Origin of the sequence: Kosakonia sp. MUSA4, from assembly GCF_013085925.1 — a bacterium.
Lineage (GTDB): Bacteria > Pseudomonadota > Gammaproteobacteria > Enterobacterales > Enterobacteriaceae > Kosakonia > Kosakonia sacchari_B.
Map to the genome: position 1 here is coordinate 249,078 of NZ_CP025697.1, position 25,318 is coordinate 274,395.

25 protein-coding genes are annotated in these 25,318 nt (G+C 55.8%); 13 read left to right on the forward strand and 12 right to left on the reverse strand.

The window, feature by feature from the left end; genetic code table 11:
* Positions 1-24: 24 nt before the first annotated feature.
* From C0557_RS01140 to rlmB, 4 genes are all read left to right on the forward strand, one after another.
* Positions 25-1,029, forward strand: a complete 1,005-nt coding sequence (locus tag C0557_RS01140) for a glycine betaine ABC transporter substrate-binding protein (RefSeq protein ID WP_043955454.1) — start codon at positions 25-27, stop codon at positions 1,027-1,029.
* The gene (locus tag C0557_RS01145; RefSeq protein ID WP_071920082.1) at positions 1,026-1,796 is read left to right on the forward strand and encodes an ABC transporter permease; all 771 of its coding nucleotides are present in this window, start codon (positions 1,026-1,028) and stop codon (positions 1,794-1,796) included. Before C0557_RS01140 ends, C0557_RS01145 begins: the two co-directional genes overlap by 4 nt.
* Positions 1,796-2,575 (forward strand): ABC transporter ATP-binding protein, encoded by a 780-nt coding sequence (locus tag C0557_RS01150; RefSeq protein ID WP_074774207.1) that lies wholly within the window; start codon positions 1,796-1,798, stop codon positions 2,573-2,575. The genes C0557_RS01145 and C0557_RS01150 overlap by 1 nt, the downstream gene beginning before the upstream one ends.
* A gap of 99 nt (positions 2,576-2,674) precedes the next feature.
* A complete protein-coding gene (gene rlmB / locus C0557_RS01155) occupies positions 2,675-3,409 on the forward strand; it encodes a 23S rRNA (guanosine(2251)-2'-O)-methyltransferase RlmB (RefSeq protein ID WP_208657212.1) in 735 nt (244 codons plus the stop codon).
* Between the two features lie 199 nt (positions 3,410-3,608).
* Here rlmB and C0557_RS01160 read toward each other — a convergent pair whose 3' ends face one another.
* Positions 3,609-4,898 (reverse strand): MFS transporter, encoded by a 1,290-nt coding sequence (locus C0557_RS01160; RefSeq protein WP_208662751.1) that lies wholly within the window; start codon positions 4,896-4,898, stop codon positions 3,609-3,611.
* A gap of 193 nt (positions 4,899-5,091) precedes the next feature.
* On the opposite strand from C0557_RS01160, the gene C0557_RS01165 reads away from it, so the two are divergent.
* Entirely contained in the window at positions 5,092-6,711 is a 1,620-nt protein-coding gene (locus tag C0557_RS01165) for an isovaleryl-CoA dehydrogenase (protein ID WP_208657213.1), read from the forward strand.
* On the opposite strand, the gene C0557_RS01170 is transcribed toward C0557_RS01165, so the two are convergent.
* The 4 genes from C0557_RS01170 to bsmA form a co-directional block, all read right to left on the reverse strand.
* Complete coding sequence (locus tag C0557_RS01170) at positions 6,708-8,642, reverse strand: methyl-accepting chemotaxis protein (protein WP_208657214.1); 1,935 nt, start codon at positions 8,640-8,642, stop codon at positions 6,708-6,710. The genes C0557_RS01165 and C0557_RS01170 overlap by 4 nt on opposite strands.
* A 481-nt stretch (positions 8,643-9,123) precedes the next feature.
* Positions 9,124-11,058 (reverse strand): methyl-accepting chemotaxis protein, encoded by a 1,935-nt coding sequence (locus tag C0557_RS01175; protein WP_208657215.1) that lies wholly within the window; start codon positions 11,056-11,058, stop codon positions 9,124-9,126.
* A 168-nt stretch (positions 11,059-11,226) separates the two neighbouring features.
* The gene (gene yjfN, locus C0557_RS01180; protein ID WP_007372763.1) at positions 11,227-11,514 is read right to left on the reverse strand and encodes a DUF1471 family protease activator YjfN; all 288 of its coding nucleotides are present in this window, start codon (positions 11,512-11,514) and stop codon (positions 11,227-11,229) included.
* Positions 11,515-11,637: 123 nt separating this feature from the next.
* Complete coding sequence (bsmA, locus tag C0557_RS01185; protein WP_208657216.1) at positions 11,638-11,967, reverse strand: biofilm peroxide resistance protein BsmA; 330 nt, start codon at positions 11,965-11,967, stop codon at positions 11,638-11,640.
* Between the two features lie 187 nt (positions 11,968-12,154).
* Here bsmA and yjfP point away from each other — a divergent pair, with 187 nt between their 5' ends.
* Positions 12,155-12,904 carry an esterase gene (gene yjfP, locus C0557_RS01190; protein WP_208657217.1) on the forward strand — a complete coding sequence of 250 codons (750 nt, stop codon included), beginning with the start codon at positions 12,155-12,157 and terminating at the stop codon, positions 12,902-12,904.
* Here yjfP and C0557_RS01195 read toward each other — a convergent pair.
* Complete coding sequence (locus tag C0557_RS01195) at positions 12,895-14,070, reverse strand: MFS transporter (RefSeq protein WP_208657218.1); 1,176 nt, start codon at positions 14,068-14,070, stop codon at positions 12,895-12,897. The genes yjfP and C0557_RS01195 overlap by 10 nt on opposite strands.
* A 149-nt stretch (positions 14,071-14,219) precedes the next feature.
* Complete coding sequence (gene yjfY / locus C0557_RS01200; RefSeq protein ID WP_074775135.1) at positions 14,220-14,492, reverse strand: DUF1471 family protein YjfY; 273 nt, start codon at positions 14,490-14,492, stop codon at positions 14,220-14,222.
* A gap of 344 nt (positions 14,493-14,836) precedes the next feature.
* Here yjfY and rpsF point away from each other — a divergent pair, with 344 nt between their 5' ends.
* Genes rpsF through rplI form a run of 4 tightly spaced genes read left to right on the forward strand, consistent with a single transcriptional unit; the run spans position 14,837 to position 16,276 of the window.
* Entirely contained in the window at positions 14,837-15,232 is a 396-nt protein-coding gene (rpsF, locus tag C0557_RS01205) for a 30S ribosomal protein S6 (RefSeq protein WP_007372769.1), read from the forward strand.
* Between the two features lie 6 nt (positions 15,233-15,238).
* A complete protein-coding gene (priB, locus tag C0557_RS01210) occupies positions 15,239-15,553 on the forward strand; it encodes a primosomal replication protein N (RefSeq protein WP_035886983.1) in 315 nt (104 codons plus the stop codon).
* A gap of 4 nt (positions 15,554-15,557) precedes the next feature.
* The gene (rpsR, locus tag C0557_RS01215) at positions 15,558-15,785 is read left to right on the forward strand and encodes a 30S ribosomal protein S18 (protein WP_074774229.1); all 228 of its coding nucleotides are present in this window, start codon (positions 15,558-15,560) and stop codon (positions 15,783-15,785) included.
* Between the two features lie 41 nt (positions 15,786-15,826).
* Positions 15,827-16,276 (forward strand): 50S ribosomal protein L9, encoded by a 450-nt coding sequence (rplI, locus tag C0557_RS01220; protein ID WP_074774232.1) that lies wholly within the window; start codon positions 15,827-15,829, stop codon positions 16,274-16,276.
* A 228-nt stretch (positions 16,277-16,504) separates the two neighbouring features.
* Here the strand turns inward: rplI and C0557_RS01225 are convergent, their stop codons facing one another.
* Positions 16,505-17,158: a LysM-like peptidoglycan-binding domain-containing protein gene (locus C0557_RS01225; protein WP_208657219.1), complete on the reverse strand. Its 654-nt coding sequence runs from the start codon at positions 17,156-17,158 to the stop codon at positions 16,505-16,507.
* A 263-nt stretch (positions 17,159-17,421) separates the two neighbouring features.
* On the opposite strand from C0557_RS01225, the gene fklB reads away from it, so the two are divergent.
* Both fklB and cycA read left to right on the forward strand, forming a co-directional pair.
* Entirely contained in the window at positions 17,422-18,042 is a 621-nt protein-coding gene (fklB, locus tag C0557_RS01230; RefSeq protein ID WP_007372773.1) for an FKBP-type peptidyl-prolyl cis-trans isomerase, read from the forward strand.
* 296 nt (positions 18,043-18,338) lie between these two features.
* Positions 18,339-19,751: a D-serine/D-alanine/glycine transporter gene (gene cycA / locus C0557_RS01235; protein WP_208657220.1), complete on the forward strand. Its 1,413-nt coding sequence runs from the start codon at positions 18,339-18,341 to the stop codon at positions 19,749-19,751.
* A 64-nt stretch (positions 19,752-19,815) separates the two neighbouring features.
* Here the strand turns inward: cycA and ytfE are convergent, their stop codons facing one another.
* Complete coding sequence (gene ytfE / locus C0557_RS01240; RefSeq protein ID WP_208657221.1) at positions 19,816-20,478, reverse strand: iron-sulfur cluster repair protein YtfE; 663 nt, start codon at positions 20,476-20,478, stop codon at positions 19,816-19,818.
* A 273-nt stretch (positions 20,479-20,751) separates the two neighbouring features.
* On the opposite strand from ytfE, the gene C0557_RS01245 reads away from it, so the two are divergent.
* The gene (locus tag C0557_RS01245) at positions 20,752-22,407 is read left to right on the forward strand and encodes a methyl-accepting chemotaxis protein (RefSeq protein ID WP_208657222.1); all 1,656 of its coding nucleotides are present in this window, start codon (positions 20,752-20,754) and stop codon (positions 22,405-22,407) included.
* Between the two features lie 47 nt (positions 22,408-22,454).
* Here C0557_RS01245 and C0557_RS01250 read toward each other — a convergent pair whose 3' ends face one another.
* The 3 genes from C0557_RS01250 to C0557_RS01260 all read right to left on the reverse strand — a co-directional run bounded on the left by C0557_RS01250 (position 22,455) and on the right by C0557_RS01260 (position 25,250).
* Complete coding sequence (locus tag C0557_RS01250; RefSeq protein WP_208662753.1) at positions 22,455-23,420, reverse strand: DMT family transporter; 966 nt, start codon at positions 23,418-23,420, stop codon at positions 22,455-22,457.
* 75 nt (positions 23,421-23,495) lie between these two features.
* On the reverse strand, positions 23,496-24,320 hold the full coding sequence (locus C0557_RS01255) for an AraC family transcriptional regulator (RefSeq protein ID WP_208657223.1): 825 nt from the start codon (positions 24,318-24,320) through the stop codon (positions 23,496-23,498).
* Positions 24,321-24,401: 81 nt separating this feature from the next.
* Positions 24,402-25,250: an SDR family oxidoreductase gene (locus C0557_RS01260; RefSeq protein WP_007372780.1), complete on the reverse strand. Its 849-nt coding sequence runs from the start codon at positions 25,248-25,250 to the stop codon at positions 24,402-24,404.
* Positions 25,251-25,318: the final 68 nt, after the last annotated feature.

Genomic DNA, 25,318 nt, shown 5'->3' on the forward strand with positions numbered 1-25,318 from the left:
TAATAACATCCAAGGTTTAATAACATGAAAAAAAGTCTCTGCTTATTACTGGCAGCGGGTAGCTTATGGCTAAATACCAGCGTTGCCGCTACACCAGCCGAAGTACGCGTCGCTTATAGCGGCGGTTCCCAGGTATTAATGTTGGCGAAAGCCGATGGTTCGCTGGATAAAGCCTTAAACACGAAAGTTCAGTGGGTGCAATTCGCCTCCGGCGCGGATGCGCTCAGTTATTTCGCCAGCAATGCTATCGATATTGCCAATTTCGGTTCCAGCCCGGCCACGGCCGGTATTGTGCGTAAATTACCCGTGGAAATTATCGGCGTTTCCGGCGTGATTGCCAGCTACGAACGTTTAATTGGCAAAGATGGCATTAAAACGCTGCGTGATATCGAAGGAAAACGCGTGGCCTATCCGCCAAATTCGACGGCGCAATATGCGCTGGAAGCCGCGATCAGCGTGAATAAACTCGACCGCAGCAAAATTACCTTGCTGCCGCTGCGTCCGGCAGAAATGGTGGCGGCCTGGAAACGCGGCGATATCGATGCCGGTTACGTCTGGGCGCCGTTTGCCCAGGAGCTGGAATCCTCCGGCGGCCATCAGGTCTTTGCCACCAAAGATCTGCAAAAAGAGGGCTACCTGATTTACAACAATTACGTGGTGCGCAAAGCTTTTGCTGAGCAGTACCCGGAAGCGGTGACCGCCTTCCTGCGCGTACACCAGCAGAAAGTGGATGAGTTCAAAAAGGATCCTGAACGCGCCGCCGCGATTGTAGCAAAAGAGGTCGGCGCGCCGGTGACTACCGCCGCCAATACCCTCGGCGGGCTGGAGTATCCCACGTTAAGCGAGCAGGGCACTGCTGCGTGGCTGGGTAACGGCACGCAAACCAGCGAGAGCGGCATCGGAAAAGCGCTGAGCAAAACCTCGAACTTCCTTGCCGGAATTGGCGAAATCCGCAAACGCGATATCCCGGCGAACTGGGATAGCGCCATCGACTCGCGCTACATCCGCGAGGCAGCAGCCGCAAAATGAAACTGCGTCAACATATCGCCATCAGCGTGCTGTCAGTGGCGATCTTTTTTGTGATTTGGCAAGTGGCGGCCACCCGGCAATGGGTGGACCCGCTGTTGTTACCTTCGCTGACCGACATTGGGCTGACCGCCGAAGAGCTGCTGGCGGACGGTTACCGCCAGGTTCCGCTGTGGCAGCACGTCGCTGTCAGCCTGGCGCGAGCGCTGAGCGCTTTTGCGGTGGCGATTGTCATCGGTATCCCACTGGGTTTGTTGATGGGCTTATCCGACGGTCTTTCTGCGGTGCTCAACCCGTTTGTGCAGTTCCTGCGCCCGCTACCGAAGATTGCGCTGATCCCGCTGGCGGTGGTCTGGCTGGGGATTGGTGAAGCGTCGAAATTCTTTCTGATCTTTATTGCCACCTTTTTAAGCGTGGTCGTCGGTGCCAGCGCGGCGGTGGAACGCATCGGTCGCGCACGCATTCGCGTCGCGCAAACGCTGGGAGCATCCAAAAGACAGATCTTTTTGCGCGTTGTGCTACCGGATGCATTGCCGGAGTTGTTTACCACCGTGCGCCTTTCCATTGGCATTGGCTGGACATCGCTGATCGCCGCCGAAATGGTCGCCGCCAGTTCCGGCCTCGGCTGGATGGTGATCAACGCCAGCTCTTATTTACGGACGGACATTGTCATGCTTGGCATTCTGCTGCTGGGCGGCATTGGTTACTTACTGGATTTGTTACTGTTAGGGCTACAACGCGGTCTGGTGCCCTGGGCGGGGAAAGAGTGATGACGGCACAAATCGCGCTGGAAAATGTTTCTCTGACGTTTGCGGCAAAACCGCAACCGTTCACGGTGCTGGAGGATATCTCGCTGGCGCTGGCGCCGGGGGAATTTGTTGTGCTGCTTGGCCCCTCCGGCTGCGGTAAATCCACCATTCTCAACCTGGTTGCCGGGTTTACCCGGCCCGATAGCGGGCAGGTTCTGGCGGCCGGAAAAACGGTGAGCCAGCCTGGACCGTCGCGCGGCATGATCTTCCAGCAGCCGAACCTGTTCCCGTGGTTATCGGTGCTGGATAACGTGACGTTCGGCCCGCGGCTCGGCAAATACCGCAAAGAAGAGGTTAACGCCCAGGCGCTGGACTGGCTGGCGCGCGTGGGGCTGAAAGGTTTTGAACACCATGCGCCGTGGCAGCTTTCCGGCGGCATGAAACAACGTGTCGCGCTGGCGCGCGCCTGGCTGCCCGGCCCGGATGTGCTGCTGCTCGATGAGCCGTTTGGCGCGCTGGATGCGCAAACCCGGCTGATGATGCAGGAACTGCTGCGCAGCGCCTGGCTGGAAACGCGCACCACGCTGCTGTTCGTAACGCATGATGTGGATGAAGCGCTGTTTCTCGCCGACCGCATTCTGATCATGTCAGCGCGCCCCGGCAAAATCGTCGAAGAGATTTCTCTGCCGTTTGGCCGCGATCGCGATATCGAAACCCTCGCTGGCGATCCGCACTATGGCGAGATCAAGCAGCACGTGCTGCATCGTGTACGGCTGGAGGCAAAACGGCATCTGAGTTAGCGAGGTACTTTCTGCGGCGCGTGTCGGTTATAATGAGCGCAGGTGATGAGAATCACAGCCCACATAACACGGCGAAACTGCCTCAAACGAGTACCATCAATGAGTGAAATGATTTACGGCATCCATGCGGTGCAGGCACTGCTGGAGCGCGCCCCGGAGCGTTTTCAGGAAGTCTTTATTCTGAAAGGCCGCGAAGACAAACGTCTGCTGCCGCTGATCCATGCGCTGGAAGCGCAGGGCGTGGTGATCCAGGTGGCGAATCGCCAGTATCTGGATGAGAAAAGCGAAGGCGCGGTGCATCAGGGGATCATTGCACGGGTGAAACCAGGGCGTCAGTATCAGGAGAACGATCTGCCGGATCTGATCGCCAGCCTCGAACAACCGTTCCTGCTGATCCTTGATGGCGTTACCGATCCGCATAATCTTGGCGCCTGTTTGCGCAGTGCAGATGCGGCAGGCGTTCACGCGGTGATCGTGCCGAAAGACAAATCTGCCCAGTTGAATGCGACCGCGAAAAAAGTGGCGTGCGGCGCAGCGGAAAACGTTCCGCTGATCCGCGTCACCAACCTCGCGCGCACCATGCGTCAGTTGCAGGAAGAGAATATCTGGATCGTTGGCACCGCCGGTGAAGCGGACCACACTCTGTTCCAGAGCAAAATGACCGGGCCGATGGCGCTGGTCATGGGCGCGGAAGGCGAAGGTATGCGCCGCCTGACGCGTGAACACTGCGATGAGCTGATCAGCATCCCGATGGCGGGCAGCGTTTCATCGTTGAACGTCTCAGTGGCGACCGGCATCTGCCTGTTTGAAGCGGTGCGCCAGCGCGCGCTTTAAGTCCGCAATACCACAAAAACCACCCTTATTTGGGTGGTTTTTTTTGCCCTGAATCCGGAGATTTCACGGCAGGTCTTTTGATGAAGTGGTAGGCATGGGTATCCGTGAAGCCAGTACGCTCCAAAGATACTTCGCGGTTTGTGCCGCGTTATATCGCCGGATAAACCCAAGCCCGGTAGCGCCATGCCACCGGGATGCTTCACTCTTCCAGCGAACGCAAATGATCGTTTTTGTTGAGTGTCATCAGCGCCACCATACTCACCACGGCGGTCGCCATCACGTAGTACGCCGGGATATCGACATTGCCGGTCTCTTTGATAAGGCCGGTGATAATTAACCCCGCACAACCGGAAAAGAGCGCATTCGACAGTGAATAGGCCAGGCCCAGCCCGGTATAACGTACGCGCGTGGGGAACATCTCTGCCAGCATTGCCGGGCCTGGCCCGGCCAGCATGCCGACCAGACCACCGGCAACCAGCACCACCAGCGCTTTTATCGCTAAGGTGCTGGATTCCGCCTGCAAAAGGTTCAGCAGCGGCAGCGCCAGAATTAACAGCAGCGCGGTGGCAAGCACCATCACGGCGCGCCGTCCGATGCGGTCGCTCAACATGCCGGACGGAATAATAGTTAATGCAAAGCCAATATTGGAGATCACCGCAATCAGCAGCGCCTGGTTAAAACCGGTATGTAGCGCCGACTGCAAATACGCGGGCATGATCACCAGATAGGTGTAACCGGCGGCAGACCACACCATCACCCGGCCAATCCCCATGACAATGGCTTTTAGCGTATCGGCGAAGTGCGCCCGTTCGGCAACCGGTTGTTCTTGCTGTTGCACGAAGCTCGGCGTCTCTTCCATGCTGACCCGTAACCACAGCGCGACGATGCCCATCGGCAACGCGAGGAAAAAGGGGATGCGCCAGCCCCAGTCATGCAGCGCGTCTGGCGTCAGCAGCGCGGAAAGCAGCGCCACAATGCCTGCGCCAGCCAGCAGCCCTAACGCGACGGTAAAAGATTGCCATGCGCCATACAGCCCGCGTTTGCCGCGCGGCGCGAACTCCGTCATCAGCGACACCGCGCCGCCGTACTCCCCACCGGCAAATAAGCCCTGCAAAATTCGCAAACCGGTGATGATGAGCGGCGCGGCGAGGCCGATGCTGGCATACACCGGAACGAGACCGATCGCGGCAGTGGCGAGCGTCATCATCACCAGTACGATAATCAGCGTCGGTTTGCGGCCGATACGATCGCCGATACGCCCGAACACCATGGCACCCAGCGGGCGGAAGAAAAAGGCGATGGCAAACGAGGCGTAGGTGAGGATTAAGCTGGTCAGCCCCGTTTCCCCCGAGAGCTGAAAGAAATTTTTGGCGATGACGGTAGCGAGGAAACCGTAAACCGCGAATTCATACCACTCGATAAAGTTGCCAATCGAGCCTGCCATTAAAGCGCGCTTATGCGCATTGGGTGCAACGTGAGGTGCCGGCATCATTATTCTCTTCTGCAAGGTGAGAATAAATTATTCACCACGAACATCGATGGCGAAATATATTATTCTTATATTATGTGAGCCGTTTCACGAATGAGCATTGCAAGATCGCGGCCTTGTGAGCCTGTTCCCGTGCAGCATTGAGGTGCGCTGTCCATACTTATCTTCAGTGCCCATGAAGGAGGGAGACACCATGCACTGGCAGACTCATACGGTTTTCAACCAACCTGTTCCTCTGAATAACAGCAACTTATTTCTTTCCGACCGCGCGCTGTATGACGCCGTCATGCGCGAGGGCGCGGCGTGGGACGCCGAGTTCCTTGCCAGCATCGGGCAGCAGCTGGGAACGGCGGAATCACTGGAACTGGGGCGGCTGGCGAATGCCAATCCGCCAGAATTGTTACGTTATGATCCCGCAGGCCAGCGGCTCGACGACGTGCGTTTTCACCCGGCCTGGCATTTATTGATGCAGGGATTGTGCGCCAACCGGGTTCACAATCTGGCGTGGGAAGAAGACGCGCGTGTTGGCGCGTTTGTCGCTCGCGCCGCGCGCTTTATCCTGCATGCGCAGGTCGAATCCGGCACGCTGTGCCCCATCACCATGACGTTTGCCGCCACGCCGCTGTTGCAACAGGCGTTGCCGAAGCTTTTTCACGACTGGTTTAAACCGTTACTCAGCGATCGTTACGATCCGCATATGGCGCCTGGCAATCAGAAGCGCGGTCTGCTGATCGGCATGGGGATGACGGAAAAACAGGGCGGTTCCGATGTGCTGAGCAATACCACCCGCGCGGAAAAAAGCGGCGATGTGTACCGGCTGGTGGGACATAAATGGTTCTTCTCCGTACCGCAGAGCGATGCACATCTGGTGCTGGCGCAGGCTCCCGGCGGCCTCTCCTGCTTCTTTGTGCCGCGCTTTTTGCCCGACGGTCAGCGCAACGGCGTACGGCTGGAGCGGCTGAAAGACAAGCTCGGCAACCGTTCAAATGCCAGCAGCGAAGCGGAATTTTGCGATGCCAGCGGCTGGTTGCTGGGGGAAGAGGGCGACGGTGTACGGCAAATTCTGAAGATGGGCGGCCTGACACGTTTTGATTGCGCACTGGGCAGCCACGGTTTGATGCGGCGCGCTTTTTCGGTGGCGCTGTACCATGCGCACCACCGGCAGGCTTTTGGCAAAAATCTGGTCGATCAGCCATTGATGCGCGACGTTCTTAGCCGTATGGCGCTGCAACTGGAAGGGCAAACCGCGTTTCTGTTTCGTCTGGCGCGCGCCTGGGATCTCCGCGCTGATGCGCAGGAAGCGCTATGGGCGCGGTTATTTACCCCGGCGGCGAAATTTGCCGTCTGCAAGGCGGGCATACCTTTTGTTGCGGAAGCGATGGAGGTGCTCGGCGGGATTGGCTACTGCGAAGATAATGAGCTGCCGCGCCTGTATCGTGAAATGCCGGTGAATAGCATCTGGGAAGGATCCGGCAATGTGATGTGCCTGGATGTGCTGCGCGTGTTGAGCAAGCAATCAGGTGTGATAGCGCTGCTGGCCGAGGAGTTTGGCGCGGTGAAAGGCCAGGATCGCCATTTCGATCGCGCCTGGCGGCAGTTGCAGCCGCAACTGCATAAACCGAATGAAACGCAGGGTAGAGCCATCACCCGGCAGCTCTTTCTGTTGGGATGCGGAGCGCAAATGTTGCGCCACGCATCACCGCCGATGGCGCAAGCCTGGTGCCAGGTGATGCTCGATACCCGTGGTTCGTCGCCGCTGGCCGTCCAGATTCAGGACGACCTGCTGCTCCGCGCCACGGGTGGGGCAAATTAATCCACTTTAAGGCGGAACTGGCTCACCAGACGGGTCAGGTTAGCGCCTTTTTCCCGCAGCGCCTGGGCGGTTTCTTCGCTATGCGACACCCGCCCGGCGTTGACATTGGTGGCATCGCCGATGTGCGTCATCGCCAGATTGACCTGATTGATCCCCGCCGACTGCTCGCGCGAAGCGTGGTTGATTTCGCCGACCAACTGGTTGATATGGCTCATATGGTGGATGATCGATTGCATCGCCACCTGCGTCGCTTCCGACTGAGCATGACCTTCGCCCACTTTCTTCTGCGTGTCGCCAACCAGCACTTCGATCTCCTTCACCGCATTGGCACAGCGTGACGCCAGCGCGCGAACTTCCTGCGCGACCACCGCAAAACCTTTCCCGTTTTCGCCTGCGCGGGCGGCTTCCACCGCCGCATTCAGCGCCAGGATATTGGTCTGGAAGGCAATGGATTCAATAACATGGGTGATATCGGCAATCCGCTGCGAGGCGGTGCGAATATCTTCCATCGTCGTGACGGAAAGGGCGACGGTCTCGCCGCCTTTTTGCACCACATCGGTGGTGTCATTCACCAGGCTTTGCGTTTGTTCCATGTTGGCAGCATTTTGCTGCACGGTGGCGGCCAGTTGCTCCATGCTGGCGGACGTCTCTTCCACGCTGCTGGCCTGCTTGTTGATCTGCTCACTGATCTCACTGCTGTCGGAAGCCAGCGCATTGGTGCCAAGGTTTATTTCCGCTGCGGATTCGCGCACCTGCAACACAATGGTGTGCAGACCATCGCCAATGCCGTTAATGGCGGTGATTAACTGGCCGACTTCATCCTGGCGATCGACTGCGAGCGTGGCGCGGAGATCCCCGGCGGCATAACGCTGGGCCAGCTCGATAACGCTACGCAGCGGGCGGGTCAGCCAGCGGCGAATAATCACCACGAACATGGCGGCAAACAGCAGGGAGATGACTACGCCTGCCAGCAGGAACAGGTTGCGCATAAAGGTGACATCCTGTAACAGAACGTCTTTATCCACTTCGCCAATTACGCTCCAGTTCCAGCCGGGCAGCGTGGTGTACGACATCAGCAGTGTACGGCCATCTTCACTTTCACGTTCCAGCGTGCCTTCGCTGTTTTTCAGCAACGTTTGCAGATCGTTTTCATCCCATTGCGGACGCTTGCCTTCCTCGGTGTCATGGAACAGGTAGCTACCGTAATCATCACCCTCATTGCGATCGAGTACGAAAATGCGGCCGCTGTCGCCCAGCTTGTTTTCGAGGATTTTGCTGCGCATTACATCCCAGGAGCGGGAGATATCGACGCCGACAAACAGGATGGCGATGATATTGCCGCTGGCATCCTTCACCGGTTGATACTGAGTGATGTAGCGTTTGCCGAACAGCAACGCCTGGCCGCGGTAAACCTCGCCTTTCATGATTGAGGTGAAAGCCGGGCTGGTTTTTTCCAGGCGGGTGCCAATCGCGCGCTCGCCATCCTCTTTACGCAGCGAGGTGGCTACGCGGACGAAGTCACTGCCGCTACGCACGAATATCGTGGCGATCGCGCCGGTACGCTTCAGAAAGTCATCCGCGATGGCGTTGTTGTTGTGCAGCTCAATGTCGCCGCCTTTGAACAGTGGGACATCAATGCCGCTAATTTCGCGACGCAGTTGCGGATCGACCGCCAGCGGTTGCGGCAGGAAGCTGCTGAACAAACGCGTGTAGCTTTCCACCTCTTCGCTAATACTGCTGTTGAACATTTCTACCATACTCACCACGCCGGTGGTCTGGTTACGCAGATCTTCCATCGCCAGCGTTTCCTGTAACTGGCTGGCTTTATTGCTCATCAAAAAAGTAAACAGGAGGAAAAGCACAGCAACGCTGATGCCAGTCAGGAGTGACAATTTGGCACCGAGGCCAGTGCGAATAAAAAGGGGTCTCATAGGATGTCCATATATTTTGCGGGTATGCCATTACCGCCGAACAATAGGAGATGCAAATTTGATTGTCAAAATAGTGAAAATTCATTAATGGCTATTCGCCATAAAATATAATTATTGTGTATGTGTTCGTGCGCAGACACGCGGGATAGCATTTCGGGAAGGAATGTGTGGTGCTGAAATACGGTGATTTTAATAATATTTCATGAGAATGAGATGAGGATTTTCTGCATGCTAAATATATTTATCTCTACCGGTTTTCTTTTTTTCTCTTTTCAATGGTGATAATTATTTTAAGACAATGAGTTTTCTGGCTGTTTTTTAACTATAAATTGTCGGTGAAAATAATAATGGCTTTTTGCTGACGAGCGCTAAACAGAGTGGGATCCAGGTAAATCCTTATAAAACGATGGCCCGCAGCACAAAAAGAACAGATAAACAGATGAAATCTGACCTGTGACTCTCTGTGCTGCGGGCAGTGACGTTAATCCATTTTTAAGCGGAACAGGCTGACCAGCTCTGTCAGATGCGCCCCTTTTTCCCGCAATGTGCGGGCGGTTTCTTCGCTTTGCGATACGCGTCCGGCGTTGATATGCGTGGCATCGCCAATGTGCGTCATTGCCAGATTGACCTGGTTGATTCCCGCCGACTGCTCACGGGATGCATGGTTAATCTCATGGACTAAGTTGTTGATATCGCTCATATGGCGGATGATCGATTGCATCGCCACTCGCGTCGCTTCCGACTGAGCGTGGCCTTCGCCCACTTTCTTCAGCGTGTCGCCAATCAGCGCTTCGATCTCCTTCACCGCGTTAGCACTGCGTGCAGCCAGCGCGCGGACTTCCTGGGCGACTACGGCAAAACCTTTACCGTGTTCACCTGCGCGGGCAGCTTCAACCGCCGCGTTCAGCGCCAGAATGTTGGTCTGGAAAGCAATGGATTCAATCACATGAGTGATATCAGCGATACGCTGCGAGGCTGCGCGAATATCTTCCATGGTTGCCACCGAGTGATCCACGGTTTCGCCGCCTTTTTGCACGGCATCGGCGGTGTCATTCACCAGGTTTTGCGTCTGTTCCATATTGGCGGCATTTTGCTGCACGGTGGCGGCCAGTTGCTCCATGCTGGCGGACGTCTCTTCCACGCTGCTGGCCTGCTTGTTGATCTGTTCGCTGATTTCGCTGCTGTCGGAAGCCAGCGCAGTGGTGCCAAGGTTTATTTCCGCTGCGGATTCGCGCACCTGCAGCACAATGGTGTGCAGCCCATCGCCAATGCCGTTGATCGCGGCGATCAACTGGCCGACTTCATCCTGACGATCAACGCTAAGGGTGGCACGCAGATCCCCGGCGGCATAGCGTTGCGCCAGATCGATCACCTGGCGCAGCGGACGGGTGAGCCAGCGGCGAATAATCACCACAAACAGCGCGGCAAACAGCAGGGAAACCACTACGCCAGCCAGCAGGAACAGGTTGCGCATGCGGTTGACGTCCTGCAACAGCACCTCTTTGTCCACTTCACCAACCACGGTCCAGTTCCAGCCGGGTAATGCGGTGTAAGACATCAACATTGTGCGGCCATCGGCATGGGTGCGGGCCAGCGTGCCGCTGCTGGTTTTGAGCAGCGTTTGCAAATCCTTTTCATCCCACTGCGGGCGTTTGCCTTCCTCGGAATCATGGAACAGGTAGCTGCCGTAGTTCTTGCCTGCATTACGATCGATCACAAAGAAATGGCCGCTTTCCCCCAGCTTACGGCCGAGGATCTTGCTGCGCATGATCTGCCACGAGCGGGAGATATCAATGCCGACAAACAGGATGGCGATGGTATTGCCGCTGGCGTCTTTCACCGGTTGATACTGGGTGATGTAGCGCTTGCCGAACAGCAGCGCCAGGCCGCGATAAACCTCGCCTTTCATTACCGGGGCGAAAGCCGGGCTGGCGTTGTCCAGCCGGGTGCCAATCGCACGATCGCCATTCTCTTTGCGCAGCGAGGTGGCCACGCGGACGAAGTCATCGCCGCTGCGTACAAACAGCGTGGCGATCGCGCCGGTGCGATTTAGAAAATCATCGGGAATGGCATTGTTGTTGTGCAGTTCGGTATCGCCGCCTTTCAATAGCGGAACATCAATGCCGTTAATTTCGCGGCGCTGTTGCGGATCGACCGTCAGCGGTTGCGGCAGGAAACTGCTGAACAAGCGCGTGTAACTTTCCACCTCTTCGCTGAGGCTACTGTTGAACATTTCAACCATATCCACCACGCCGGTGGACTGATTGTGCAGGTCTTCCATGGCCAGCGTTTCCAGTTGTTGGCTGGCTTTATTGCTCATCAGAAAAGTAAAAAGGAGGAATAGCGTTGCCACGCTTGCGCCAGTCAGAAGTGACAATTTAGCACCGAGACCGGCGCGGGATAAAAAGGCGCGCATAATTTGTCCGTTGTTCTGTGTATGAAGCACCTTCAACGGCACAAATCGAATAACATTTAGTGCGTCAATGTAACAAAATGTTACATTGAGATATCTTTACATTAACATAGTCTTAATGATTGCAGGGAAATAAAAAAGCCACCAAATCAGGTGGCTTTGTTTAGCGGCTCAGGCGTACAAGATGGCCTGCACCCGCCAGTTGTCAACTCGTTGATCTTCCTGCATTCGTACAATGCGATACCAGGAAGCTCCCTGTTCGTCTGCTTTTAACGCGATAACACGCTCCACATCCTGTAGGCTCCCTGAGACATTATTGACGGAAATCAGCCCGATTTCGTTCAGTCCCGTCACGCAGTCAGCGCTGGCGAACTCTGCGGGCTGCGCTGTTGTATTAAGCATTCCTGTAGAAAGCAACAGTGAGTTTACGGCAAGAGATCGTTTCATTGTCAGCTCCATTTTACGTTACCCCGAAATATTGCAGGGCTTCCTTTCGCGCAACGGATTCCATTAATCCAATTGTGCCCAGGAGAACATCAATGGACGCAAAGCAGTGTAAATATCCTGAAAATCAATGCCTCGCTATCGCCGATATAACAACGCACGTCCGAACCAACGGGACGGAATAATGGAGTCATCCATCATAATAATGACGTAATAATCGGCTTTTGCTGTGGCTGCTTTGGCCTTAATCGCGGCTTCCACGTCCATGGGAGAACCCAGTACTGTTACGCTTACCTCGCCTGTTTTTTGTAGACCGTGCGTTTGGTTGCGGCTGATCTCCTGCGGATGATCGCTCACCGGCGGGGCAGGCTGCGGTGTACCCTCTAACACAGAACAGCCGCTAAGCAAGGCGGCAAACAGAACCGATAGCAAGATGCGCATGGGTTTCTCATCTCTCCTGATAGCCATAGTGTAGTTCCTGACGTGATCCACTTTGGGGGAATGTTCCCAAATTGTTACCGTGAGCACTAATTTCGAATGAAAGTGGTTTGAAAGCGTAATCTATATCTCAACCTTACCTGATGCTATTGCGAATTCTGACTTGCGTCGAGGGGTTGCCAATGGCATACCAGCACAAGAAATCAAGGAGCGTGTGATGATCGAACTGCAAACAGAACACTTTGCCGGCGTGGAAGCACTGCATGCTTTTCCGGCGGGAAAACGTGATGAACCCCTGCCCAGCGTGGTGTTTTATCATGGTTTTACCTCGTCAAAACTGGTCTACAGCTATTTTGCCGTCGCGCTGGCGCAGGCGGGTTTTCGCGTGATCATGCCCGATGCACCGGATCATGGCGCACGTTTTAGCGGTGATGCGGAGCGGCGCTTGCGCCAGTTCTGGCAAATTTTACAGGGCAATATTGAAGAGTTCTCCGCGTTGCGCGACGCGCTGGAGAGCCAGTCGCTTATTGATAATCAGCGGCTGGCGGTCGGCGGCGCGTCGATGGGCGGGATGACGGCGCTGGGGATTATGACCGTACATCCGGAAGTGCGCTGCGTGGCCAGCCTGATGGGTTCCGGCTATTTCTCTTCGCTGGCGCATACGCTTTTTCCACCGCTGGAAGTGACCACCGCAGAGCAACAGCGCGAGTTTGAAACCATTCTGGCGCCGCTGGCGCAGTGGGAGGTCAGCCATCAACTGGCGCGTGTTGCCGATCGTCCGCTGCTACTGTGGCACGGTGAGCAGGATGATGTAGTGCCCGCTGCCGAATCTTTCCGTTTACAGCAGGCGTTGCAGGATGCGGGGCTGGATGCGCATCTCACTTATCAGTGGGAAACGGGCGTGACGCATCGCATCACGCCGCTGGCGCTGGAAGCCACAACGGATTTTTTCCGCCGTTATCTCTGAAGGCGCATGCCGCACAGCGCCACCACGCAAATAATGGCGCCGGCCCAGAATGTGGATGCCGCGCCGTGGGTTTCCCATAAGATCCCGGCGCCAAGGCTTGCCAGCAGCAGCGCGACGCCGCTAATCAGATTGAACATGCCGAAGGCGGTACCGCGCAGTTCCGCCGGAGCGGTATCTGCAACCATGGTCGCCAGCAAACCTTGCGTCATTCCCATGTGTACGCCCCACAGCGCGACGCCGAGCAGCATGATGCTCCAGTGCTGGCTGAGCGCCAGCGCGATATCCGCCAGAATCAGCACCAGCAGACCCAGTTGCAGCAAATGGCGATGGCTGATGCGATCCGACAGTTTACCGAACGGATAAGCACTGACCGAGTAGACCAGATTCATCGCTACCATTACCAGTGGAATGGTCGCCAGCGGAATCTCCATCTGCTGCGCGCGCAGCACCAGGAACGCCTCACTGAAACGGGCGAGGGTAAAGACAAAGCCAAGCGCCACCACCCACCAGTACGCTTTGCCCAGGCGCGTTAAGTTTTCCCGGCGGATAGGATTCGTGCGTTTGTGCGTGACCGGCGTTTGCGGTTCCTGCAGGCCGAAAAACAGCAGCGCAACGGCCAGTACGCCGGGGATCAGCGCAATCCAGAATACAGTCTGGAAATCATCGTTCCACAGCAGCATAAAAGCGACGGCCAGCAGCGGCCCGAGAAACGCGCCAACAGTATCCAGCGACTGGCGTAAACCGAAAGCCGCACCGCGAATTTCCGCAGGCGTTACATCAGCGACCAGTGCATCGCGCGGCGCACCGCGAATACCTTTGCCGAGCCGGTCTATCATTCGCGCGCCGAATGCCATACCGGCTGAAGTAGCCAGCGCAAACAATGGCTTACTCAGCGCGCCCATGCCATAGCCCAGCAGCGCCAGTCCTTTACGTTTGCCAATATAGTCGCTGATCGCGCCGGAGAAGACCTTCACCATCAGCGCGGTGGCTTCCGCCAGCCCTTCGATCAGGCCGATGATCACCACGCTGGCGCCGAGCGTCGTCGCCATAAACAGTGGCAGCAGGCTGTGGATCATTTCTGATGAGATATCCATCAGCATACTGACGCCGCCCAGAACCCAAACGCCTTTGGGTATACGGCTGAGTGTCGAAAAACGTGTGAACATGGCTTCCCCGCGTACTTTCCATAACGCTGAAAAGCTCTTATTAAACCTGCCGGTAGGGTATTTGATAAGATCCGAAAGAAAATTATTCTCACTTCTGAGCGCGGCCCCAATCCGGGGCCGCAGCGCAAGGGAAACTTAGCCTGATTCGGTTAGCGGTAGATATCCGCGCTGGCGTGCAGAGCGCCGTTGCTGCCTGGCTCGTGTGTCAGGATTGGGTGAAAGTAGGTGGCGTTTTGTGCGTCGGTTGCGGCATTCAAAGCCTGGTCGGCTTCCTGTTCGCTGGCGAAGTTATGATTGATGTAGATAACGCCTAAGCTGCGCACATCATCCATGTTCCGGGCTTGCCGGTTGTCGAGTTTTATTGCTGCCGTCGCGTTGAGGCTGAGCAATAAGGTTGTTAGTAAAATTGCGATGTATTTCATGATGTTACTCTCCAATATAACGCCGAATATTATGTTTTGAACATTTCTCCTCCTTTGTTTTGAGGCCTGATTAAAGTTTACGCGGTTGTTATAAAACGTATCGCGACCATTTCTGATGCTGTCGTTCAAAAAATTGCCGGAATGCGTTTTGTTTAATTTTAATGCGTGCAGGGGAGTTCTCTTTGCGCTTAGTGCGAATTATTTGTGCAATTCACCTTGAGTTTGCCCGGTGGGATCAGTATTATGACGCGTCAATTTTTCAGCCGACCTTTAACACGTTCCTTGCCTCCCCGGGCCACGGCTGACCCAGACAGGAGGCTGAATAATCCGTAAGGAGCAATTCGATGCGTCATTACGAAATCGTTTTTATGGTCCATCCTGACCAGAGCGAACAGGTTCCGGGCATGATCGAGCGTTACACTGGTGCTATCACCGGTGCGCAAGGCACGATCCACCGTCTGGAAGACTGGGGCCGCCGTCAGCTGGCTTACCCGATCAACAAACTGCACAAAGCTCACTACGTTCTGCTGAACGTTGAAGCGCCGCAGGAAGTGATCGATGAGCTGGAAACAAGCTTCCGCTTCAACGACGCCGTTATCCGTAGCATGGTAATGCGTACTAAACACGCGGTTACCGAAGCATCTCCGATGGTTAAAGCGAAAGACGAGCGCCGTGAGCGTCGCGATGATTTCGCAAACGAAACCGCAGATGATGCAGATGCTGGGGATTCTGAAGAGTAATTTCTGATGGCCAATCGACTGGTGTTGTCCGGCACCGTGTGCAGGACCCCGCTTCGTAAGGTCAGCCCGTCAGGAATTCCTCACTGCCAGTTCGTGCTTGAGCACCGTTCTGTGCAGGAGGAAGCCGGTTTTCACCGGCAGGCGTGGTGCCAAATGCCTGTAATAATCAGCGGGCAGGAGAACCAGGCCATTACTCAAAGTATAACGGTCGGTAGTGCAGTAACTGTTCAGGGATTCATCAGTTGCCACAAGGCAAAGAATGGCCTGACAAAAATGGTTCTGCATGCCGAGCAGATTGAATTGATAGATTCTGGAGACTAGCCATATGGCACGTTATTTCCGTCGTCGCAAGTTCTGCCGTTTCACCGCGGAAGGCGTTCAAGAGATCGACTATAAAGACACCGCTACGCTGAAAAACTACATCACCGAAAGCGGTAAGATTGTCCCGAGCCGTATCACCGGTACCCGTGCAAAATATCAGCGTCAGCTGGCACGCGCTATCAAACGCGCTCGCTACCTGTCCCTGCTGCCGTACACTGATCGTCATCAGTAATCGGTCACGGTCCATTAATACGACTTTGAGAGGATAAGGTAATGCAAGTTATTCTGCTTGATAAAGTAGCAAACCTGGGTAGCCTGGGTGATCAGGTTAACGTTAAAGCGGGTTACGCTCGTAACTTCCTGGTACCGCAGGGTAAAGCTGTTCCTGCTACCAAGAAAAACGTTGAATATTTCGAAGCACGTCGCGCTGAACTGGAAGCCAAACTGGCTGACGTTCTGGCTGCTGCTAACGCTCGCGCTGAAGAAATCAACGCACTGGGCACCGTTACCATCGCGTCTAAAGCAGGCGACGAAGGTAAACTGTTCGGTTCCATCGGTACTCGCGATATCGCTGACGCAGTCACTGCGGCTGGCGTTAAAGTGGCTAAGAGCGAAGTTCGTCTGCCGAACGGCGTTCTGCGTACCACCGGTGAGCACGAAGTGGACTTCCAGGTTCACAGCGAAGTATTCGCTAAACTGACTGTAAACGTTGTTGCTGAGTAATTTTTACTCATAAACGATGCCCTTAAGTCGTTCGGGCTTGCAGAAAGGCGGCAAGTGAGTGAATCCCCGGAAGCTGAGTTAACTCAGTGATCAGGGTAAGCAAATAAGCCAATGCATCTGCAACGCGAAATACGACGGGGAATGAGACGCCGGCCTTGTGCCGGCGTTTTGCTTTTTAGCGCGACCAGAACGAAATGTGCCGGATAAGCGCTTATCCGGCGTTATCGGTTAACGTGCGCGAATAAAGCTGCCGTCCGGCTGGCGGGTAAACAGCACTTGCTGGCCGTTAGCATCAATGGTTAATCCGGTTACAACGCCGTTAGCATTCTGGCGAATCTTCACCATCTGGCCGTTTTTCAGGCTGCTCAGCGGTTTCCCGTCACCTTCCACTTTCGCCATCGCGTAAACATCGGTGGGCGGCAGATTATGATCGCGGAACAGTTGCGCCAGCGTTTTCCCTTCTTCCACACGATAAGATCGCCACTGTTGTTCAATGCCGCCGGAAGAGGGGATCGTCGGACGGCTTTGCGCCACCGGGGCTTCTTGCTGCTGCAGCGGCTGTTGTTCTGGTTGCTGCTGTTCGAGCGACTCTTCAGCGCCAGGGGCGACCTGTTGCGGATCGTTCACCACCGCTGGCGGCGTTTGCGCAGGGGCGACAGGCTGAGTGGCAGTGGATGAAGGCAACTGAATTTGCGCTTCGCGTGAGGCGGGAACCGGCGTCGTATCGTCCGTTGACGGTAGCAGAAAGCCGATAACCACCAGCAATGCGGCTAGGATCAAACCACGACGGTGAAACGGCGGGAGCGGGTCCATAAGGCGAAAATGGTCCGGGGCTTGCCAGATTTTCACCAGGGTAGGTTTCAGTTCAAATCGCCCGGGCATGGCTTTCCTCCTGCTCCGCGTCATTTAAAGTCCTGTCTCGTTGAGTATATACACTTTATCCTTCCGGGGCGGCGTCCATCGTTTTTAACTCTCTGATCGTCAGCACAAAGTCGGATTTTGCTACAGCAATATTAGATTTATCTTACGGACTCTATTCTTTCCCTTTCCCTGCGATTTGTCATCTTTCCTGCGACAAAGTTGTACCCGGCGCAGCCCGGCTGTTATGCTGCGCGCTACCTTAAAAAGCGATGGAAGGAAAACCCATGACAACCCCAACTTTTGACACGATCGAAGCGCAAGCCAGCTATGGCATCGGTTTACAGGTCGGACAGCAGCTTAGCGAATCCGGGTTAGAGGGGCTGTTACCGGAAGCGCTGGTCGCGGGCATCGCGGACGCGCTGGCAGGCAAACAACCTGCTGTACCGGTTGACGTTGTACATCGCGCCCTGCGTGAAATCCATGAACGTGCCGACGCCGTGCGTCGCTCCCGTTTTGAAGAGATGGCGGCGGAAGGCGTGAAATATCTTGAAGAGAACCGCGAACGTGAAGGCGTGAACAGCACCGAATCCGGTTTGCAGTTCCGCGTGATCACTCAGGGCGAAGGCGCAATCCCGGCGCGCACCGACCGTGTTCGCGTGCACTACACCGGTAAACTGATCGACGGTAGCGTATTCGACAGCTCCGTCGCGCGCGGCGAACCGGCTGAATTCCCGGTTAACGGCGTTATCGCTGGCTGGATCGAAGCCCTGACGCTGATGCCGGTCGGCTCCAAATGGGAACTGACTATCCCGCACAACCTCGCTTATGGCGAACGTGGCGCTGGCGCATCTATTCCGCCATTCAGCACCCTGGTATTTGAGGTGGAACTGCTGGAAATTCTGTAATTCCCCGCATAAATCCCTCTCTCTTTTTGGAGGGAGGGGTGAGAAGAGTGCGTCGATCGTTCGTTAATAAGATCAATGTCGATATATTATCTTGCAAACTATGCATTCAGGTGTATTTTTGTGAGGCGTTTCGCATTAACTAAGTGATATGACACTCACTTTCAACAAATATTTAACATTCGATTTAATTCAGAGTATCCATCCCGCCGATTCTTACCTAATATCGATGCGTCCATAAAGGACGGAACACGCAATAAAAGGCCAGAAGAGCCCAACAACACAGACAGGATTAAAACATGGTAGATCAGGTTAAAGTCGCAGCCGACGAACAGGCTCCGGCTGAACAGTCGCTGCGGCGAAATCTCACAAACCGGCATATACAGCTTATTGCGATCGGCGGCGCTATCGGCACCGGGCTGTTTATGGGCTCCGGCAAAACCATCAGCCTCGCAGGTCCGTCGATCATTTTTGTTTATATGATCATCGGCTTTATGCTGTTTTTCGTGATGCGCGCAATGGGTGAGTTGCTGCTGTCGAACCTCGAATATAAATCATTTAGCGACTTCGCCGCCGATCTGCTGGGACCGTGGGCGGGGTACTTTACCGGCTGGACCTACTGGTTCTGCTGGGTGGTGACCGGGATGGCGGACGTAGTGGCGATCACCGCCTACGCGCAATTCTGGTTTCCGGGCATTGCCGACTGGGTCGCCGCGCTGGCGGTGGTATTACTGCTGCTGAGCCTCAACCTCGCGACGGTAAAAATGTTCGGCGAGATGGAATTCTGGTTTGCGATGATCAAAATCGTTGCCATTGTCGCGCTGATTATTGTGGGCGTGGTGATGGTATTGATGCACTTCAAATCGCCGACGGGCGTTGAAGCCTCGTTCGCACACCTGTGGAATGACGGCGGTTGGTTCCCGAAAGGCATCAGCGGTTTCTTCGCCGGTTTCCAGATCGCCGTCTTTGCCTTTGTTGGGATCGAGCTGGTCGGCACAACAGCGGCAGAAACCAAAGATCCGGAGAAATCCCTGCCACGCGCGATTAACTCCATTCCGCTGCGCATTATCATGTTCTATGTCTTCGCGCTGATCATCATTATGTCAGTGACGCCGTGGAGCTCGGTCGTCCCGGATAAAAGCCCGTTTGTGGAACTGTTTATGCTGGTCGGTATTCCGGCGGCCGCGAGCATCATCAACTTTGTGGTGCTGACTTCTGCCGCGTCGTCGGCGAACAGCGGCGTCTTCTCGACCAGCCGTATGCTGTTTGGTCTTGCACAGGAGAAGATGGCGCCGAAAGCGTTCGCTTCACTCTCTAAACGCGCGGTGCCGGCAAAAGGGCTGACCTTCTCCTGTATCTGCCTGCTGGGCGGCGTGGTGATGCTCTACGTGAACCCGAGCGCGATTGCCGCGTTCACCATGATCACTACCGTATCGGCCATTTTGTTTATGTTTGTCTGGACGATCATTCTCTGTTCGTACCTGGTCTACCGTAAACAGCGTCCGCATCTGCACGAAAAATCGAGCTACAAAATGCCGCTGGGCAAATTGATGTGCTGGGTTTGCATGGTCTTCTTTGCTTTCGTACTGGTACTGCTGACGCTGGAAGCGGATACCCGTGAAGCGCTGATCGTCACGCCGCTGTGGTTTATTGTGCTGGGCGCAGGCTGGCTCTATGCCGGTAAAAGACGTCTGGCTGACGGTCAGCCATAAAAAAAGAGCCGCAAAGCGGCTCTAAACTTCCATGAATCAAGGGCGCTCTTTTGGGCGCCTTTTATTATTCACCTGCGAGGGCACGCGGAAACAGGTTATTGTTTTCCAGACTGATGTGTTCCATCAGATCGTCAATTAGCAGATTGATGCCGTTATACATGGCTTTCCAGGTGGTGCAGGCTTCCGGCGGCGGTGTGACGTTGTTGGTAATGTGCTTAATCACTTCCAGCAATTCACCGGCTTCATCGTGTTCACTCTCCATCACCGTGATCGGCCCCATGGCCTGCGAACCCATGCCCTGTTTGATCATCGGGAACAGGATCTGCTCCTCTTTCATCATATGGCTGGAAAGCTCCTGGTGCAGCATCGTCAAATATTTGGTTAATCCGCGCGGTACGTTCGGTTTATCGGCATGCACGCGCTCCACTTTGGTGGCCTGTAAAATCAGCTCCGGCAGTTGTTCGCGGTGGCGATTATGGTAACGCACGATAATGTGGTCGATGATTTCCGCGAGTTTGGCAACGCGCCAGTCTTTCTCGATAGGCTGCTCGGCCAGTTTTGCCAGCTCGGCTTCAATTACATCAATATCCAGCTCTTTGCGCGCCGCAGAGCGGCCGAGCGTCTGCTTACCGCCGCAACAGTAGTCCATATCGTATTGACGGAACAGTGCGGAGGCGCGGGGGATTGAGAGCGCCAGCTCACCCAGGGGTTGATCGCGGAAAGCCATAGCAGTTACCTCATCGTGAAATTATAAGATGCATTTTAAATGCATCTTTAAGCCGATGATATACCCCTTTTGGGGTGGGAACAAATCGACTTATGCCTTTATTACGCGAAAAACAGTGATATTCGTCACAAAAAATCTTTCGCGTTTAACATGTTGAATGCAGGTAATTTTATTGAAAAATTTTGGATAGAGTTTTGTATCGAGATTAAACAACTACGTAACGCTGCCGATACAGAGACTCAGACCATTCCCTGTATCAAATGAAGGCCTACGATGTTCAAGCGTATTAAAGTTATTACCTTATTAATTATGGTGTTGCTCGTACTGGGTGCGATGCAGCTTATTTCTGCCGGTGTGTTTGTCAGCGCGCTGAATAATGACAAAAACAACTTTAACGTTTCTCAGGTTTCCAGCCAGAACGTTTCTGAGTTCACCGATGCCTGGATCAGCCTTAACCAGGCACGCGTCACGTTAAACCGCGGCATGCTGCGCTTACAGAGCAGCGCCGCCAGCCAGATCAATGGCGGGCAACTGAGCGAGCTGGCCAACACCGCGACCGACTTGCTGAATCAGGCGCAAAAGCATTTTGAAAAATACAAAGCGATGCCGGACACGCCGGGGCTGGATGAAAATCTCTCCAGTGACCTGGAAAAACAGTACGGCATTTACCATGCGACGCTGACGGAAATGAACCGTCTGCTGCTGGCGGGTAATCTGGAAGATATGTTCCGCCAGAACGCTGAAGCGAAACAGGTTGCTATGCAGAAGAGCTATCGTGCGTGGCGCGATGCCCAGGCCGAACTGGCGAACCAGGGCGTGATCGAAAACGAGAGCGATTACCAGCGTATCCTGTGGATTCTGGGCGTCGTCATGGTCGTTGTTCTGGCAGTGATCATTGTCAGCTGGATAGCGATGCAGCGTGTACTGCTGAAACCGCTGCATGAAGTGATGGGACATATCCGCCACATTGCGGCAGGAGATTTAACGCACGCGATCGATGCTGAAGGCAAAAACGAGATGGCGCTGCTGGCGCAAAACGTGCACGAGATGCAGCAGTCGCTGGTGAAAACCGTCAGCGTGGTTCGCGATGGCGCCGACACCATTTATACCGGCGCGGGTGAAATCTCTGCCGGTAGCAACGATCTCTCTTCCCGTACCGAGCAGCAAGCGGCCTCGCTGGAAGAGACTGCGGCCAGTATGGAACAGCTGACGGCAACGGTGAAACAGAACGCCGACAACGCCCGTCAGGCGACGCAACTGGCGCAGAACGCCTCCGGCACGGCGAAAAAAGGCGGTCAGGTTGTGGATGGCGTGGTGCGTACGATGGACGAAATTGCTACCAGCTCCAGCAAAATCGCGCAAATCACCAACGTGATCGACGGCATCGCCTTCCAGACCAATATCCTGGCGCTGAACGCGGCGGTTGAAGCTGCCCGCGCCGGTGAACAAGGCCGCGGTTTCGCCGTCGTTGCTGGTGAAGTTCGTACGCTGGCGCAGCGCAGCGCGCAGGCGGCGAAAGAGATCAAAGGGCTGATCGAAGATTCCGGCAGCCGCGTCGATGCAGGCGCTGCGCTGGTACATCAAGCCGGAGAAACGATGAAAGAGATCGTCAGTGCGGTTACCCGCGTGACGGATATCATGGCCGAAATCTCATCGGCTTCGGATGAGCAGAGCCGCGGTATCGACCAGGTGGGCCAGGCCGTTGCTGAGATGGATCGCGTTACGCAGCAGAACGCCTCGCTGGTGGAAGAGTCCGCCGCTGCCGCTGCCGCGCTGGAAGAGCAGGCCGCACGCCTGACGGAAACGGTAGCGGTATTTAAAGTCAACCGCAGCCGCAGCGTGCGCACGCCTGCGCTGGTAAAACCAGGCAGCAAACCGCAGGCGAAAGCCGCAGAGAGCTTTAGCGAAGCGAACTGGGAAACCTTCTAAATCCTCGCTTCAGGCTGACCAAACCCGGCGCATAATGCCGGGTTTTTTTATTCCTGTTGTAGTGGAATGACGCTCGCTTTTTGTGGTTTTGACAGCACTGCCATCACCACGCCACACACCAGCAGCACAATGCCGCAAAAGGTGAGCAGCGGCGGAATGCTCTGGCGCAGCAGAAAGGTATACAGCAACCCGGCCAGCGTTTCGAAAACAATCAGCGGGCCGACAATCACCGTTGGCAGACGCTGGCAGGCAATATTCCAGCATAGCGCGCCCACCCACGAGCAGAGCACGGCAATGGCAAACATCAGCACGATAAACACCAACGGATGCGGGCCGAACGGCAGGGAGAAATCGGGCTGCTGCACGCCAAGCCACAGGCAGGCGGCGAGATAACCGACCAGCGAGACGGGCAGCGTGACCAGCGCCTGCGCTGTCGCCCACATCATCGGATTTTTATCCGGGTTCTCCCGCAGCCAGCGGGCGTTACGCAGCGCATACCACGCCCAGCAACCCACCGAGGTAAATGCCAGCGCGATCCCCGTACCGTAACGGCGCCAGGTGAAATCCGGCAGCCCGTGGCGCAGTTCGGCGATATTGACGCACACCAGGCCGATCGCGATGCAGGCAAGCGCGGGTGCCAACCGACGCCAGGAGAGTTTGCCGTCCCGCTGGCTATAGAGCAGGTTGGCGCACACCGGAATTACCACCGGCAGGGTGGCGATGATCATGGTCGATACCGGCGCGCCAGTACGCTGGATGGCACTCGCCAGGCAGACGTAATAAATCAGGTTGCCCATCATTGTCAGCGCCAGCGCAGTCATCCAGTCGCTGCGCGTTAACTGGCGCAGACGCGCGCGCCCGAGCCACGCCAGCGGCAGGGCGATCAAACCCAGCGCCAGATAACGGCCGGTGGATTGCAGCACCGCCGGGTAATCCGGCACGATCAACGGCCCAACGAAAATTAACCCCCACAACAGCCCGGCAAGCAGGGCATACAACACACCACTAATCATCATTCCATCCACGTTTACATTGGCTGTCGCCAGTGTAGGGAAGCGATGGCGCGGAATATTGTATGAGATTGCGCATTAACGGCGGGTGACTTGCTTCTGATAACGCACCGGCGTGATGCCGTAGCGGTGAGTAAAGGCGCGTGTCAGATGCGATTGATCCGTCAGCCCGGTCATGGCGGCGACATCTGCGGCGGGCATGCCCTGCGTGAGAAACGCTTTTGCCCGCCACAGGCGGATCGCCATCAACATCTGGTGCGGCGTGACGTGGAAGTGCGCCTTGAACTGGCGCTGGAAATGGTACGGGCTAAGCGCAGCAACGCTCGCTAACTCGTCCAGCGTCAGGCTGTGCATATAGTTGTCGTGCAGATAGTCGCGCACGCGTTCAAAACGGTGTGCGCCTTCCGGGCGCTGCGGCGCGTGATGCGCCAGCGGGCGAAAAGTATCGATCAGATCCAGCAAAATGCCTTGCTGCGCCAGCGGATCGTCGGTGTGCCACAGGCCATGGATCTGCGTGCAGATCTGCCGGGTGCGCAGCGGATCGTGACGCATTACCTCGCTGAACCACCAGTGGCGGACGCTGGTCACCTCTTCGAGCAACTGTGGATCGAGATAGACCATGCGATAACGCCAGCCGTCGTCGGCTGCGGCTTCGCCGGTGTGCAGCTCGTCCGGGTTCATGGTGACCACGGAATTGGCCGGAGCGACATACTGCGTGCCGCGATAGCGGAAGCGTTCGGCACCGGCTTCAATGGCGCCAATGCCAAACGCTTCATGGGTGTGGGGTTCGAACGCGTAACGGGAGATATGCGCGTGGTACAGCTCAACGCCCGGCACTTTCGCCAGGTGGCGAAAGCGGGCGCGATCTCGCTCATCGTTAAACTGCTCTGGTACGCCTTCCACAATGCATCTCCACGCGGGTCATCGCTGCATTATTCAGGATGACCCGGCGGCAGGCTACAAAAATTAACCAATATTTAACCGTTACGCCAGGGCGTTGACGCTGTCAGCGATCGGCGTGGTCGGGCGGCCAATCAGTTTGCTGAGCGTTTTGCTGTCGTCAAACAGACCGCCTTTTGCGGCTCCGGCATCGGAATCCGCCAGCAGATTAGCAAACACGTCCGGCAGGCCTGCACCTTTCAGCGCGGCGGCAAAATCCGCTTCGCTCAGGTTCTGGTAGACAATGTTTTTGCCGCTGGCTTTGCTTAACAGCGCGGCCAGTTCACTCAGCGTCCAGCCGTTGTCGCCCGCCAGTTCGTAAACCTTACCGGCATGACCCTCTTCGCTGATCACACGCGCAGCAGCGGCAGCATAATCCGCGCGGGTCGCCGAAGCGATTTTGCCGTCGCCTGCGGCACCGATAAAGACACCGTGCGCCAGTGCCGCCGGTGCGCTGGCAAGGTAGTTTTCGCTGTACCAGCCGTTGCGCAGCAGTGCATACGGAATACCGGATTCGGCGAGCATTTTCTCGGTTTCAACATGTTCGACGTGCAGGCCGAGCGGGGATTTGTCCGCATGCAGCAGGCTGGTGTAGGCGATAAATTTCACCCCGGCGGCTTTAGCAGCGTTGATCACATTGCGGTGCTGCGCGGCGCGCTGGCCCACTTCGCTACTGGAGATCAGCAGCAGTTTATCGACGCCCGCCAGCGCCTGCGTTAGCGCGGCCTGGTCGCCGTAGTCGGCCTGACGCACCAGTACGCCCTGTTTGCTCAGCGCTTCGGCTTTCGCCGGGTTACGGACAATGGCGACAATCTGTTTTGCCGCGACGGTTTTCAGCAACTCTTCTACCACAAACTGGCCCAGTTGGCCGGTCGCGCCGGTAAGTGCGATCATGGTGTTCTCCTTACGTGTTCAGTGAGTGTTGTGGTAAGCTATCATCCAAACTAACTTTTAGTAAGTAC